Source organism: Pelagirhabdus alkalitolerans (assembly GCF_900096905.1).
GTDB classification, from domain to species: domain Bacteria; phylum Bacillota; class Bacilli; order Bacillales; family Amphibacillaceae; genus Pelagirhabdus; species Pelagirhabdus alkalitolerans.
This window is the reverse complement of record NZ_FMYI01000004.1, coordinates 204643-220907: the sequence shown is the minus strand read 5'-3', so window position 1 is coordinate 220907 and position 16265 is coordinate 204643. Positions and strand designations below refer to the sequence as shown.

Annotated in this window: 11 protein-coding genes; 10 read left to right on the top strand and 1 reads right to left on the bottom strand. The window is 36.4% G+C overall.

All coding sequences use genetic code 11. The annotated features are described in order from the left end of the window. The first annotated feature begins 16 nt into the window (after nt 1-16). From BLR62_RS07160 to BLR62_RS07115, 10 genes are all read left to right on the top strand, one after another. Complete coding sequence (locus BLR62_RS07160; RefSeq protein WP_090795249.1) at nt 17-3685, top strand: glycosyl hydrolase 115 family protein; 3669 nt, start codon at nt 17-19, stop codon at nt 3683-3685. A 664-nt stretch (nt 3686-4349) separates the two neighbouring features. Beyond that, a complete protein-coding gene (locus BLR62_RS07155) occupies nt 4350-5171 on the top strand; it encodes an ABC transporter ATP-binding protein (RefSeq protein ID WP_090795247.1) in 822 nt (273 codons plus the stop codon). A gap of 7 nt (nt 5172-5178) precedes the next feature. Next, complete coding sequence (locus BLR62_RS07150; RefSeq protein WP_090795245.1) at nt 5179-6228, top strand: FecCD family ABC transporter permease; 1050 nt, start codon at nt 5179-5181, stop codon at nt 6226-6228. Then, complete coding sequence (locus BLR62_RS07145) at nt 6225-7262, top strand: FecCD family ABC transporter permease (RefSeq protein ID WP_090795242.1); 1038 nt, start codon at nt 6225-6227, stop codon at nt 7260-7262. The genes BLR62_RS07150 and BLR62_RS07145 overlap by 4 nt, the downstream gene beginning before the upstream one ends. A gap of 39 nt (nt 7263-7301) precedes the next feature. Beyond that, nucleotides 7302-8348 carry an NAD(P)/FAD-dependent oxidoreductase gene (locus BLR62_RS07140; protein ID WP_090795240.1) on the top strand — a complete coding sequence of 349 codons (1047 nt, stop codon included), beginning with the start codon at nt 7302-7304 and terminating at the stop codon, nt 8346-8348. 52 nt (nt 8349-8400) lie between these two features. Next, nucleotides 8401-9351: an ABC transporter substrate-binding protein gene (locus tag BLR62_RS07135; protein WP_218119766.1), complete on the top strand. Its 951-nt coding sequence runs from the start codon at nt 8401-8403 to the stop codon at nt 9349-9351. Nucleotides 9352-9380: 29 nt separating this feature from the next. Continuing rightward, nucleotides 9381-10361, top strand: a complete 981-nt coding sequence (locus BLR62_RS07130) for an ABC transporter substrate-binding protein (RefSeq protein ID WP_090795236.1) — start codon at nt 9381-9383, stop codon at nt 10359-10361. A gap of 246 nt (nt 10362-10607) precedes the next feature. Continuing rightward, complete coding sequence (locus tag BLR62_RS07125) at nt 10608-11456, top strand: methyl-accepting chemotaxis protein (RefSeq protein WP_090795233.1); 849 nt, start codon at nt 10608-10610, stop codon at nt 11454-11456. Nucleotides 11457-11792: 336 nt separating this feature from the next. Next, entirely contained in the window at nt 11793-12329 is a 537-nt protein-coding gene (locus BLR62_RS07120) for a CueP family metal-binding protein (protein WP_245719425.1), read from the top strand. A gap of 357 nt (nt 12330-12686) precedes the next feature. Beyond that, a complete protein-coding gene (locus tag BLR62_RS07115; protein WP_090795231.1) occupies nt 12687-14708 on the top strand; it encodes a heavy metal translocating P-type ATPase in 2022 nt (673 codons plus the stop codon). Between the two features lie 261 nt (nt 14709-14969). Here the strand turns inward: BLR62_RS07115 and BLR62_RS07110 are convergent, their stop codons facing one another. After that, on the bottom strand, nt 14970-16205 hold the full coding sequence (locus BLR62_RS07110) for a helix-turn-helix transcriptional regulator (protein WP_090795228.1): 1236 nt from the start codon (nt 16203-16205) through the stop codon (nt 14970-14972). Nucleotides 16206-16265 lie beyond the last annotated feature (60 nt).

Here is a 16265-nt window from a genome sequence, read left to right as displayed (position 1 = left end):
TTCAGTAGGGAGAGGAATGAGACGATTGAAAGGCAAAACATTAATAGGCGAGCGTGAAAAAAAGATAAAGATTTATTTATCAAATCATGAAAATTCTGCTGTTAAAATTGCTGCGGATAACCTTACAAAAGATATCGATCAAGTATGTGGAAGCATTGCTGAGATCACTGAAGAAGAAGGAAATATTGTCATAGGAACGTTGACAGCTAATGAAGAGATTGAACATATACTAAGTGATCACGAGATTAATACGGATTGTCTTCGAGATTCTCATGGTCACGATCATTGGGAAGGTTATTTGATTCAGGAAAAAGAGGGTATCTTATACATCGTTGGTACGGACAGAAGAGGCACCATTTTTGGTATCTATGAGTTTTCCAAAATGATTGGTGTTTCGCCGTGGTATTTTTTTGCTGATGTTCCAATTAAGAAGCAAGACGCCATTTACATAGACAGTGGTTTTAAGACAACATCTTATCCATCTGTGCAATATAGAGGGATCTTTTTGAATGATGAAGAACAACTAGAGGCCTGGGCTAAGTTGCATACGAATGACCGCACCATAGGTCCTGAAACATATGTTCATGTATTTGAACTGCTCCTGAGATTAAAAGCAAATTATATTTGGCCGGCTATGCATGTCAATTATTTTAATGAAGATCCCGAAAATGGACGCTTAGCAGATGAGATGGGGATCGTTGTTGGAACATCACATTGTGACATGCTTCTTCGTAGTAATCAAAATGAATGGGAACCTTGGTTGAAGAAAAAAGGTTATGAAGGGATCAGTTATGATTACTCTATCCCAGGTAAACATCGTGACATATTAAAGGAATACTGGCGAGAAAGTGTTGAACAGAATGAAGGCTATGAAGTTTGCTATACAGTTGGAATGAGAGGGGTTCATGATTACGGGTTTAAAACGGATGCGATTGATCATGACCAGTCACTCAGCGATAAAGAGAAAAAACGAAAGCGAGTTAAGCTACTAGGTGATGTCATAAAGGATCAACGACAAATTTTAAAAGACGTATTAGGAGAAAAGAATGGCGAAGAGGCTTTACAGACATTTATCCCCTATAAGGAAGTTCTTCCTTTATATGATGATGGTTTAGAATTACCGGAAGATATTACACTTATGTGGGTAGATGACAATTTTGGTTACATGAGAAGGTATCCGAATTCGAATGAGCGAAAGCGCCCAGGGGGTCACGGCGTCTATTTTCACAGTTCGTATTGGGGACATCCACATATGAGCTATTTGTTTATTAATTCGATTCCGCTTGCCCATACTGGTAATGAAATGAAGAAATGCTATGACAATGATATAAGGAAAATATGGGTTCTTAATGTAGGGGCTCTTAAACCGATTGAACAGGATATGGAATACTTTTTAACTTACGGTTGGGAAGTTGGAAAAGAAGAGGGTGTAACAAACGATTCGTTATCATTTACTCAAAATTGGATTGATAGCAATTTTACGGGTAACCACGGTGAAAAGGCAGCAAAATTATATAATCGCTTCACTCAGATAACGAACGTGTGTAAGCTTGAACATTTAACAGAAGAAAGGTTTTCACAAACAATTTATGGAGACGAAGCTGGAGAAAGATTAAATCAGTTAAAAGAAATATATGATGAAGCGAATCAAATCTATTTTGCATTACCTGAAGACGAAAAAGAAGCCTTCTTTCAGTTGTTTCTAATGAAAGTTCATGCCTCATACTACGCAAATGCAGAGTTTTATTACGCAGACCGAAGTCACTTGAGTTATGAACAAGGGAAAATGCAAGCAGCAGACACCTACATTACAAAATCCAAAGAAATGATGGCGTACAGACGGTGCATGCTTCACTATTATAATAAAATAATGAGTGATGGGAAATGGGATGGAATCTTGACACCTGAGAGTTTTTCACCACCACCGACTGCCATGTATCCAGCAGGAACCCCGGCTTTAAAGATTGAAGAGCCTGGCGTGAAGATGGTGACTTGGGGAGAGATGGTGCCGGAACCTAATCAAGAGATTCATTTCGATTCATACGGTATAGGTGTAAAATGGTTTGAAATTTTCAATACAGGAGCAGAGCGTTTTGACTTTACGATAGATTTGATTGATTGTGATGACTGGCTTGAAATTTCAAATCGTCAAGGAACGATTGTTGACGAAAAAAGAGTATTAGTAAAGTTAAAGCAAGCTGTTAATAAGGAAGATAAAAAAGGTAAAATTGTGGTTAAGACATCACTTAATCAACAAGAATTTGAGATTGACGTATTTGCTCAAAGTGCGATCCAACTTCCAAATGATTTTAAAGGTTATGTTGAAGCGGATGGGTTTGTTTCCATGAAAGCTGACAAATTTATGTCTAATCAACGTTCGAGCGATCATCAATGGGAAGTGATCAATGATATAGGCAGAATGAATGGTAATGTGATCGAAGCGTCTGGCAATGGTTATCTTGATGAAAGTGATCTACAAAATCATGCTTCGGTGACGTATTCGTTTTTCCTAAAAAATGAAGGCTCATTTTTACTGGAAATTGACCGTTTTTTAACTTTGGACTCAACCGGTAGGATTCGTTTTGCTGTATCAATTGATGACCTACAGCCCATAATCGTTGAAACCGAAACAAATGATGAGTGGCGTGGAAATTGGCAAGAATCTGTATGGAATAATGGTGAAAAACTGTATGTGCCCTTACCATTTATAGATAGTGGGGTTCATAATCTAACAGTTTATATGATTGATCGGTATGTAACGATTAACAAGTTAACGATTTATACAGACAATGATTTAGCTGGAGAGAAACCTGATCAACAGTTAAAAGCACAATTAAATGACCTTGGCCCTAATGAAAGTTATTTTGTAGGTGATCAGGCTGTCGAGAGAAAAATGAATTCTAAAGCAATTCCAAATTATGACGGATCAAATATGGATGATTTGTGTTATCACATGTACAACATGAAACCAGGAAATGCTCCATTACCAAACCTTGTATACGCAGGAAGGGACTTTTGGAATTATGATCGATTATATATGCTGAATGAAGAATACCCACAAACTGAAAAAGGCTTTTCTAGATATCACGCTGATTCTTTTGGATATAAAGATGTTGTGTCAGATTTTGGCTCTGGCTATTTCATTGAAAGTAATAGTGTTATCGCCATTGAAACAGAATATGCTCTTGAACAGTCACAGTATGCATATACAAAAAAAGATTCAGTGAATGAAACGATTGAGTGGACACATACACAGGCGGAGACTAATGCTTCGACGGGAATGGCTATGTATATAAGAGATCGAGGATTAAAGTGGGAAAATGCTCAAGATGCCCCTTCTCTTCATTATCAAATAAAGGTTGCGAGTCCTGGAACTTATCGTGTATGGGTATTGATTAAGTTTAATGATGATTCTTCCGACTCTTTAAGAGTTGGTTTAGATGGTGAGATACAGCCATACGACGAGCAGTTTTCTAAAGGTGATCTCTATACGTTTAGTACGAGTCAAATTTGGTTTTGGTCTCTCTTGTCAGAAATAGAGATTGATCAAGGCTTACACGATTTTTCAGTTCATGCGGGTGAGTCAGGATTAAGAATTGATAGAATCTATTTAACAAAAGGCGATGAAAACGCACCAGACGATGCCGCGTGGAAAGACTCAAAAAGGTCAATTGAATCGTTTTAAAAGCTAGTACATTTAAATAGGTAGTGGATTACAGAGAAGTAATATTAGACACTTATTTAACGTTGCCTCCATGTGAGAGAATTTATATAAATCTCTCACATGGAGGCTTTTTAAGTCTAATAAACTGATAAAAAATAATGGTGCGAGAGTATTATTAGTATAACTGTTGGTGTCGTCAAAAAATGAGTGGCTATCGAATGTATTGCTGGAAACGTAAATATGATCCAAAACGGACAACTTCCCTAGAGCTTGGTTAAAAATTAGCCGCTCACTAAACATTGATGAGAATGCATCGATTATGATTAAAATTGAGAAAATATCTATGGAGGTAGAATCACAGATTGATCGTCAACTTTCATTTCTTGTCACCCTTAGTCAAACGATTAACTAGAAAGTTGTCGTATACAGACCATCTTAGCATGAGCCCAGACCTGAATAATAGGTGTGGGCTATTTGACGATTACATAGCTTGTCATAAATTTCAAAACTGGGTGATTCATTGAGCTTTAGAGAGGTATCTAGTTCGTTAGGTGTTCCAGAGTATGGAGAGAGGATTTTAAATCAAATTTTGTGAAGTTATTGACAAGGATAAAAAACCCATATAAGATTAGTTTAAATGATAATGATTCTCATTATCATCACGATAAGGTATGGAGGTGATTTTATGTCAAATCTCTTTGTTGAAGATGTATCGGTTGGTTATTCTGGATCACCTATTATTGAAGGGTTAAGTGTTTCGGTTCCTGATCAGAAGATAACGACTATTATTGGGCCAAATGGCTGTGGTAAATCCACTTTATTAAAGGCGATCGCCAGAATCTTAAAGACTGATAAAGGTGCGGTGTTTTTAGATGGTAAAGCAATACATCAGCTTTCAACTAAAAAAATCGCAAAACGAATGGCTATTTTACCACAATCCTCTGAAGTTCCTTCTGGATTAACCATATTTGAATTAGTTTCGTATGGTCGGTTTCCACACCAAGGTGGTTTCGGGGGATTGAATTTGGAAGACTTAAAGCAAATAGACTGGGCGATTCAGGTAACGGGCCTAAGTGAGTTTAAAGATCGGTCTGTTGAGGCTTTATCCGGTGGTCAAAGACAACGTGTGTGGATTGCTATGGCTTTAGCACAAGACACGGACATCCTTATATTAGATGAACCGACTACATATTTAGATTTAGCCCATCAATTGGATATTTTGTTATTACTCGAGAAATTAAATATAGAAGAAAAAAGAACTATTATTATGGTGTTGCATGACTTAAACCATGCCTCTAGATTTTCTCATAATATGATTGCAATGAAAGGTGGAGAGATCATAAAAGAAGGAAGTCCGTCTAAAGTCATGACCTATTCTACGATTCAAACGGTTTTTGAAATTGATGTTAATCTGACAACTTGTCCATTTAGTCATAACCCAATTTTTCACTCGTATCAACTAAGTAGGGATACGCAACAACTATTTGAAAATGCAAATGAAGGATGAAAGTCGAATGGCAATATTAAAAAAGTATACACAAGTAGATACAGAAGATGTTATTTATCAATCACGCCCCGTCATAGCAAGCATCATTATTATGGGTGGATTATTTGGATTAATTGTATCAATAGGGATTTCCGTATCATTTGGGGCTGCAGATATCGATATGGGAACAGTGTGGTCATCTATTGTGCAGTATAACGATGAACTAACGTCTCATCAGATTATCCAGGAAATTCGACTGCCACGAGTATTAGGTGCTGCACTGGTTGGTGCCTGCTTTGCGGTATCTGGCTCGATTATGCAAGGTATAACAAGAAATCCTCTGGCTGATTCAGGTTTATTAGGTTTAAATGCTGGGGCGGCATTCATGTTAGCCATTAGTTTTGCATTTTTTCCAGGTATGCCATATATGTATATCATTTTCTTTTCTTTTGCTGGAGCAGCACTTGGAGCAGGGCTCGTATTTGGAATTGGCTCGATGACAAGAGGAGGTTTGAAGCCTGTACGACTTGTTTTAGCTGGTGCTGCCGTCAGTGCATTATTGATCGCTTTAAGTGAAGGAATTGCTATTTATTATCGTATTAGTCAAGACTTAGCATTTTGGCACGCAGGTGGTGTGTCAGGTACAAAGTGGGAGAATCTAGAAATGGTTGCACCATTGGTGATTGTAGCGTTTCTTGGAGCGATGTCTTTATCTAAATCAATCACTATTATTAGTCTGGGAGAAGAAATAGCAATAGGGCTTGGACAACGAACAAAGAAGATTAAATTCTTTTTAGCAATTATCGTTTTAATTTTAGCTGGAATTGGTGTGTCTATAGTAGGTGCAGTTGGATTTGTTGGGTTAATCATTCCACACATCACTCGATTTTTGGTTGGGCATGATTATCGATGGATTATTCCCTGTTCTGCGATACTGGGAGGACTACTCGTTGTCCTTGCTGATTTTGGTGCTAGGATGATCAATCCACCATTAGAAACACCAATTGGGGCTTTAATCGCTTTACTTGGTGTTCCTTTTTTCCTTTACTTAGCTAGAAAAGGAGGAGAGGAGATATGATACCAAACAAATATGCTCCTGAGTATCTACAAAGAAGAAATAAAAGGAATATATTAGTTATCTTTATAATTAGTTTACTTATTCTATTGATGCTTATTATTAGTATGAATACTGGGCATATTCGCTTATCGCCACTAGAATTATTTGAGACTTTTCTTGGTGAGGGGACAGATAGACAAAGACTTATTTTATTTCAATTCAGATTACCCCGCATTGTGTTATCTGTTTTAGTAGGAATGGCTCTTGCCGTATCAGGTTGTATTTTACAAGGTATTTCTCGTAATGCCTTAGCGGATCCTGGAATATTAGGTATTAATGCAGGAGCGGGCTTAGCTGTTGTTTTATTTATATCCTTTTTTCCTTCTACAACAGAGGCTCCGGTATTTCTCCTACCTTTTGTTGCTTTATTAGGTTCGGGTATAACCGCATTTTTGATTTATTTGTTGTCTTATAAAAAAGGAGAAGGAATATCCCCAGTTCGGTTATTGTTAACAGGCATTGCGATAGCTGCTGGAATTAGTGCAGCCATGATAGTTCTAACATTGAAATTAGATTCAGAGACTTATCAATTTGTTGCAATTTGGTTAGCGGGGAGTATTTGGGGATCCAATTGGAGATTTGTACTGTCATTACTTCCCTGGATACTTATTTTTATTCCTTTAGTTATAGCAAAAGCACGTATTATTGATACATTAAATTTGGGAGATGTTCGCGCAACAGGATTAGGTTTAGCAATAGAGAAAGAACGATTATTATTATTAGGTGTAGCAGTTGCCCTCGCTGGTGCTGGTGTATCGGTAAGTGGAGGAATTGGTTTTGTCGGTTTAATAGCACCACATATGGCTCGCCAATTAGTTGGTGCTAGACATCAATTTGTCATACCAGTCTCAGCAATGTTGGGTGGTTTATTACTTTTAGTCGCAGATACGATTGGAAGAGTGATATTACAACCATCAGAGATTCCAGCTGGTATTGTAGTAGCGATCATTGGTGCGCCTTATTTTCTGTATTTACTAGTAAAGTCAAACACTTAAAACATAAGAATGAAAACATAAAAAGGAGATGAAGTCGGGATGAACAAAGATGAACTGTATGATCTAACGATTGTAGGTGGGGGACCAGCTGGTCTTTTTTCAGCCTTCTATAGTGGATTGAGAGGGATGAAGACAAAGATAATTGAATACCAGCAATTCCTAGGTGGGAAAGTAAATGTTTACCCGGAAAAAATGATTTGGGATGTTGGGGGACTTACACCTGTTTCAGGCGCTCAGCTAATAAAACAAATGGAAGAGCAAGCTCTAACTTTCTATCCGACGACTGTTTTAGGAAATAAAGTGACATCTATTTCTAAGAGAGAGGATGGCGTCTTCGTATTAAAGACAGATTCTGGTGAAGCACATTATTCAAAAACAGTTATCTTAGCAGTCGGCGGAGGGATATTAAAGCCTACTAAGTTAGAAATAGAAGGGGCGGAGCGTTTTGAAATTACTAACTTGCAGTATACAGTGAAATCTCTTGCCAAATTTAAAGGGAAGACAGTTTTAATTTCTGGTGGGGGTAACACAGCAATAGATTGGGCAAATGAACTAGAACCGATTGCAAAAAAAGTATACCTCACCTATCGAAATGATATGTTACAAGGGCATGAAGCACAAGTTTCAAAACTATTAGATAGTTCTGTAGAATGCTTGCTTAATACGTCTATTCACAAATTACTCGCTTCAAGTAATCAAGAGAGAATTGAAAAAGTGAAATTAAAGGCTCAGGATCAACAATTAGAAATATCAGTGGATGAAGTCATTATTAATCATGGCTTCGAACGCGATAGAGAACTGATTGAAAATAGTGGCGTAAAAGTAGAGATGGAGAATGAATTTAAGATAGCTGGTAGCCCTATGAGTGAGACATCTGTTTCAGGGCTTTATGCGGCGGGAGATATTCTACAACATGAAGGTAAGTTGGGACTCATTGCGGGAGCGTTTCAGGATGCTGCAAATGCTGTTAATAGAGCAAAACAATATTTGGATCCAGAGGCAAACAATAAAGGTAGAGTTTCTTCACATAATGACATTTTTAAAGAACGAAATCGTGAACTAATTAAAGATTTATATACATCGTGAACTAATTTTTAATCGTTTAGAAAGGAAGGTTGAGATGAAAAGAACTATTTTTATGATATGTGCGTTATTATCTGTCATTTTAATAGGTTGTCAGAGTCAAGAGGCAAGTGTAGCGGACGATGATTCTGATAGATCAAAAGTAGTTGAGCATGGACTAGGTGAAACAGAAGTTCCAGAAGATCCAGAGCGTGTCGTAGTGATTGGTTTGGAAGATATCATGTTGTCACTTGAAATTCCTATGGTAGCAGCTACAGGTATGGAAGGACATTACTTATATGATTCATTAAAAGAAGAAGACATTCACATTATTGAGACAGTGGGTGCAGAATATAACTTTGAAGCGATACTGGACCAAGACCCCGATATTATTGTTGTAAGTGAATCGCCAGCCGGAAGAGAGAATGTATATGAACAATTAACGCAAATAGCACCAACTATAGCATACGACAGAGAGAACTGGAAAGAATCGATTGAAGCTATTGGCAGTGTATTTGGTGAAGTGGATAAAGCAGACCAAGTCATTGAAACGTTCAATAGTAAATTAGAAGAAGCAAAGAAGGAAGTTATGGAGAGTATAGGAGGAGATCAAACCGTTGCGTTCATACGACCAACCCCTAAAGATGTACAAGTATTTTTCCCTGGCTATTCTTATACAAGTGTTTTGTATGATGAGTTAGGTTTTTCATCCGGTGCATTAGTATCGGAGTTACAAGAGAATGGAGAAGAAGGTGACTGGGGAGCTGTGGTTTCATTAGAAAAAATGCCTGATTTAAAGGCTGATTATCTCTTCGTAACGGTAGGGTCTTCTTTAGCAACCGTGGAAGAAAATGAACAAGCAAATTTAGCTTTAGAAGAAGTTAAAAAAATGCCCGTGTGGGAAAGTATCCCAGCTGTTCAACAAGAACAAATGCACGTGGTTTCCGCAAGAAATTGGATGTTAAATGGCCCTATTGCGGAATCAAAAAAAATAGATGATGTTGTTGAAGCACTAACTAGAAACTAAATATAAATTATAAAAGGTGAGAAAATATAATGAAAAATAAAAAAATATTTATCGTATTGTTAATGTGTATTACGTTACTTATTGGATTTTTGAGCGCTTGTGGACAAGATACAGACTCAAATAACAGTACAGATAACGACCTAGAAGAATCTGAAGAAAAACATGAGAAAGAAACGAAGACATTCGAAGCTGCAAACGGAACTGTCGAAATTCCTAGTCATCCAGAACGGATTATAGTCGTTGCAGATAGTTATGTTGGTTATTTCTTGACATTAGGTATTCAACCCATAGGGGTTAGTGATTTTTCTATGGAAAATAGATACTTTGAGGGTAAGTTGGACGGAGTAGAAAGTATAGGTGAGAGTAACAATCCATCAATGGAAAAGATGGTTGATCTTAATCCGGATCTGATCATAACTTTTAATGATGCAAATGCTGTTGAAAATCTAGAAAAGATCGCTCCAACTATTGCTATTAATTATGGTGAAAAATCATATAAAGAACAATTGAAAGAATTTGGTGACATGACAGGTAGAGAAAAAGAAGCAGACGAATGGATTGAACAATGGGAAAGTAAAATTGCTGAGTGGAAACCCAAAATACAAGAAATTGTCGGTGATCAAACTGTATCGATCCTATCCCCTTTTTCAAAAGGCATCTATGCATTCGGTCATAATTTTGGAAGGGGTGGTGAAATTATTTATGATGAATTTGATTTAAAAGCGCCAGAAACCGTGCAAGAAATAGCTATTGATAGTGGCGAAGGTTGGGCAGATTTCTCATTAGAAACGTTACCGGAGATTGCGGGTGATATTATATTTACTTGCCCATGGTCAGGAGATGAGGCCGATCCAGAACATGTGTATGGCAGTAAGCTGTGGGAAGAGCTCCCTGCTGTGAAACAAGATAGAGTTATTGAATTAGACCCGGATGCAGCTTTCTTTAATGATCCTACTTCGCTGGATCAGCAATTGGATTTTATCATAGAATCATTGCAAAATAATGCGTAAAGGTTAGATTCATATAAAGAAATTTAGACAACTGTGATTAAAAAAATACTTTCAAATGTGATCATCAAGCTAGTCGAAAGTTGAAGCAGTTTTGATAAACCCCGTCTCTCGTACATTATGTAAGATATTCCAGTGAATACTAACAAGCGGAATTAGTTGTTCATTTAAAACACTTACTATATACTTTAGTATGAAAAGTGAAAAGGATTATGGCATAATAATTTTTATACAAAGGCGGAATAACAGATGATGGAAATGCGTTCGGAATATGAAAAATCAGACAATCAATCGATACTAGACAAATATTTAGAGGTCTTACCAATGATTCACTCTATGTTACCAGACATGGCCATTGGCTTAACGAATTTAGAAGAATGGTTGGTTTATTACCCGGGAACCAAAGTTGATTTAGGGGTTAAAAAAGGACAAAAAATTGACCCGAACGAGCCCTTAGCTGACTGTATTCAAAACAATAAGGTTATAAAAGAAGTGGTTCCTGAGGAATTCTATGGTTTTCATTTTACTGGAATGGCGAATCCTATCGTTGAGAATGGTAAAGTGATTGGAGCGATTGCGATTCAATTACAGGAGCAAAATGAGCGAGAATTGCGTAAAATTTCAGACCAGATCGTGAACTCTTTAACTCAGGCAAATAATCGTGTGACAGATATTTCAGAAAGTGCAAACGGACTATCCGATCTCAGCCAAACATTGCTTGAACAATCTAACCATGCGAGTGGAGAGATGAAAAAAACGGGAGAAGTTATTGAGTTTATCAACAAGATAGCTTCACAGACTAATTTACTTGGTGTGAATGCATCTATTGAAGCAGCACACGCTGGTGATAAGGGGAATGGTTTTGGCGTTATTGCTCAGGAAATTAGAAAGTTATCAGATGAAACGATTGCTTCTACCGAGAAAATTAATAATATACTGATCAACACACAACAAGCTGTTGATGAAATTTCAGTATCCATTGATAAGTTGGTTTCTCACGGAAAGAATCAAGCCAATTCTACTGAGGAAATTGCATCTTTCATTGAAGAAATTGAAGCGATGAGTAAAAAACTAAATAAATATGCAGCTGACCTTTAGTAAAAAACAGTAGAATCATTATTTCAGTTTTTTTTTGAATGAATTTATTTCTTTTATTTAATAGTGAATGAATATCTAGTTATGTGAGAGTCTTTTTATTAATGTGAGTCCGTAATCTAACATTAATAATAAAGCGCTCTCTTTATTTTTGTCCATAGTTAATTGATTAGATTTAAGAATTGCTTTATGCTTGCATGGATTCTCATCAAAAAAAGCTGGCAAACCTATCTCTTTTTAAAAACTTCACAAATTATGCAAAATTATCATGTATATTGGGAAAGATAAGAGAGTCAATCAGTAACTAGAATTATAAGATATTAGAGGAGCTGAAATAGTGTGAAGAAGTTTATGCTAATAATAGGGGTTGTTGTAACGGGTCTTATGGTATTCGTTTTAATAATGAATACTACTAATATAGCCGATCAAGATGAAGTATCGACAGAAGATATAAAACAAAAAGTAGCCGGTTATTCTTCGGGCAACTTACAAGCTGAGAGTGCTTCTATTACCTCAGACGAATTAATTGTAACTGAGTCTGATAATAGTGAGACAGTTTATGACATACTAGAAAATGATTTTTTCGTTTCTATTGCACCATTTATAGACCAAACCCATCCTTGTTATGACCATGATTTAATTGGGTGTCAAGGTGAGATGATAAATGAAGATTTTGATGTGTATATTGAAGATGAAGATGGCAATGTTGTCGTAGATGAAACGATCACATCAGCTGATGACGGATTTATCGATTTATGGTTACCGCGTGATGAAAATTACACGATAAATATTTCAAGCGAAGGAAAAACAGCAGAGTCTGAGTTTTCTACATTTAGCCAAGATAATACATGTATAACGACTATTCAGTTAACATAAAGATCGAGTGTTCAAAGGAATACACTTTATATTTTTTCAAATGATGAGTAACTAAGACCAGACGCACATCTGTATCTGGTCTTAGTTATATTAAATAGAAAAGTTGATAGTATGGTACTGATTTTATTAGATATAAAGTGGATAAGTAACCTCTTTAATGCAGTTAAATGTTGAGGCGAAAAATTGATATAGTGGATGTGAAGATCAAAATAAATGTTAAGCATAGATGTTTATAACGACAACGATTCGGGATAATATAATGTCATGCATTAATTCATCAATCTGCACAATTTCTGCATAATTTATGGGAAGTATTATTTTAGAAGATTAAATGATACTTTGAAATGAGGTGGAAAAATGCAAGATCACAAACACACTGATCATGATGAGCACCATGATACCAATCATGATGGTCACGATCACAGTCATCACGGTCATGATCATAGTCATATGATTGAAGATTTTAAAAAACGATTTTTTGTTTCGTTACTTGTGACCATACCGATTTTAATTTTATCTCCTATGATTCAGAATTTCTTAGGAGTAAATTGGCGATTTACAGGAGATATGTATCTTTTATTTGCGTTATCTACTTTTATATTCTTTTATGGTGGCAAGCCATTTTTAAAAGGATCATTTGATGAGCTAAAACAAAAAAATCCAGGTATGATGACGTTGATAGCGTTAGCGATTGTTGTCGCTTATGTATATAGTTCATTAACTGTATTCGGTCTTCCAGGTAGTAATTTCTTTTGGGAGTTAGCTACTCTAATTGTGATTATGTTATTAGGGCATTGGATTGAAATGCGCTCAGTGATGGGGGCTTCGAATGCATTAGAAGAGCTAGTCGAGTTGATGCCATCAGAGGCTCATCGAATTGATGAGAATGGTGAAATAAGTGATGTGCAAATTAAAGAATTAACAGAAGGCGACCAGGTATTAGTTAAACCTGGTGAGAAAGTTCCTGTAGATGGAATCATTATTAAGGGTCAATCCACAAATGATGAGTCCATGCTTACGGGTGAATCTGTTCCAGTGGAAAAAGAGATTGACGATGAAGTGATTGGTGGGGCGATTAATGGTGAAGGCTCATTAACAGTTTCTGTTATGAAGACGGGTGAAGAAAGCTACTTATCCCAAGTCGTTACGATGGTAAAAGAAGCACAGGAATCGAAATCAAAAACACAAAACTTATCGAATCGTGCTGCTAAATGGTTGTTTTATATAGCATTAGCAGCGGGAATCATGACATTAACGGTTTGGTTAATGCTGGGGGAAAGTTTTAATTATGCACTGGAAAGAATGGTAACCGTTATGATCATTGCATGCCCACATGCGTTAGGTCTTGCATCTCCACTAGTTGTTGCAAGGTCGACTACACTTGCCGCCAAACGAGGTTTGTTAATTCGTAATCGTACAAGCTTTGAAGAAGCAAGGAAACTTCAAACGGTTGTATTTGATAAGACAGGTACATTAACAGAAGGTAAATTTGGCATTACAAATATTCATTTAGAAGAAGGTTTTGAAGAAGATGACGTATTGATGTTAGCAGGTTCACTTGAAGGGGAATCTGAACATCCCATTGCTCAAGGAATTGTGGAAGATGTTAAAAAGCGAGGTATTACATTTGAACGTCCTGAAACTTTTGAGTCACTAACTGGTCAAGGGCTTCAAGGTAAAGTGAAAGATAAAGGTGTTAAAATAGTAAGCCCTGGTTATGTGGATGAGCAGCAAATCTCTTATAACAGGGATACATTTGAACAGTTATCTAGTCAGGGAAAAACAGTTGTATTTGTCATCGTGGATGATAAGCTAGCAGGGATGATTGCTCTAGCAGATAAGATAAGAGAAAGCGCGAAACAAGCTATTACAGATTTAGATAACTTATCAGTTCAATCGATGATGTTAACAGGAGATAACAAGAAGGTCGCAAAATGGGTTGCTGATCAATTAGGTCTTGATGATGTATTCGCTGAAGTATTGCCACATGAGAAAGCAGACAAAATAATAGAAATTAAAGAAAAAGGTTTAGAAGTTGCAATGACAGGTGATGGGGTAAACGATGCTCCCGCACTAGCAAATGCCGATTTAGGAATCGCAATTGGAGCTGGTACAGATGTTGCGATGGAAACAGCAGATGTCGTCTTAGTTAAAAATAATCCGAATGATGTTGTCTCTATATTATCACTTTCTAAATCGACCTATCGCAAAATGATTCAAAACCTTTGGTGGGCAACGGGCTATAATATTGTAGCACTTCCTCTAGCAGCTGGTATTCTGGCACCAATTGGTATTGTGTTAAGTCCTGCAGTAGGTGCAATGTTAATGTCATTGAGTACTGTGATCGTAGCAATCAATGCACGATTTTTAAAAGCATGATTAACGAAGGGTTTAGTCGCCTGTTGTAGCAAAGAGTCGGATTTGTTTGCTACTATGTGAAATTAAATCAATAAAACCAAGAGCAGCAGCTCCTAAAGTATGTCGGAGCGCTATTCTTGGCTTTATTTTTGGCTCAAAATATATGTTGGGGAAGCCATACCATTAAAAAGTTGTTACATTATGTGAATCCAGCGTATATGTACTCATGATCAGTATCAAATGTTGAAATGAAATGCATTCACCGTTTATATTCCGTGAAAGCTATCCATTCTGTTTAGCGGTTAGTTCTGCTCTATACTGCGTGGGAGTTACCCCTTCTACTTTTTTAAAAACTTGAGTGAAGTAACTCTGATTGCTATACCCTACATAATTAGAAATATCAATAATTGTCTCATTGGTGTTTTTTAAAAAATATTTTGCAACTTTCACTCTTTCAATTGAAATGTAAGTAAAAATGGTCATTCCAGTTTCTTTCTTAAAGATTTTCGAAAAATACTTCGGGTTTAAATAAATAATACTCGATATTTCTTTTAGTGTTAAAGGGTGTGATAAGTGCTCGCGAATATATGACATTGCCTGATTTACTGGTTTTGAGTATGTTTCGGTTTCGGATGCTTCTATTAAATTTAATAAATCAAAAAATAGAGTATAATACATCGAGGTCAGTTCCTGTAAATGCGAAGTTGCTTCGACCTTATTGATGTAACGATCGGAAAACTGTTGTAACTGTTTGAAATCAATTCCAGTTTGATTAACCTCTCGTATGACTACCGCAACAGCGGATATAAGAACATTTTTGAATGCTCGGACGGGGTCGCCATTCCCGATATCTGGTATGGAAAACTCATCGAAATGGGCTAGTATATCTAGAACAGCACGATCTTTATTTTTAAGAGCTTCTATCAATTCTTCTTCAAGTTTTAATGAATGGTGACTTACTGGTTGTGTTTCTAAAATGGAAATAGGTGTTATAGGAATTTGAGATTCGTCAGTATCGGAATCTTCTATATTGAATGGTTCGTACTCAAAATTGTTGATATTTTCCAAAAATAATTTTATATACTTGAATTGGTTTGTTGTGAGTTTAGGAGTTATTTCGTAATGATCTTTTATCATCTTCTGAGAAGAAAATGATAAAGATTTATGTAAGAATAGTTCATGTAGTTTCTGGAATGTTATATCAATGATCTGAACAGGGCCCGCTAAGAGTAAACCAATTGTTTCTCCTTTATCCTCTATCTTAACAGAGAAGTAATGCTGAAAATATTCATCTTCAAACGTGATACATTTTCCGCTGTCAATTCCCTCTGCTGCCAGCAAAGCTTGACGATTGATAAGAGTATTTCGAGGAAGAACAGGATTAAGATACTCATTATTAGGGAGACGCTTTATCAAGTCTGTATGCTTTTCGATAAATGCTATTGGGATACCAGTGGAATAATAAAATATATTTAGATGATACAGTTGATCAATCCTTTTTTCCCCTTCGATCGTCATTGGATCCCCACCTTTTATTTAATATATTCATATTTTATAGTTAACAAGTGAATATAGCAA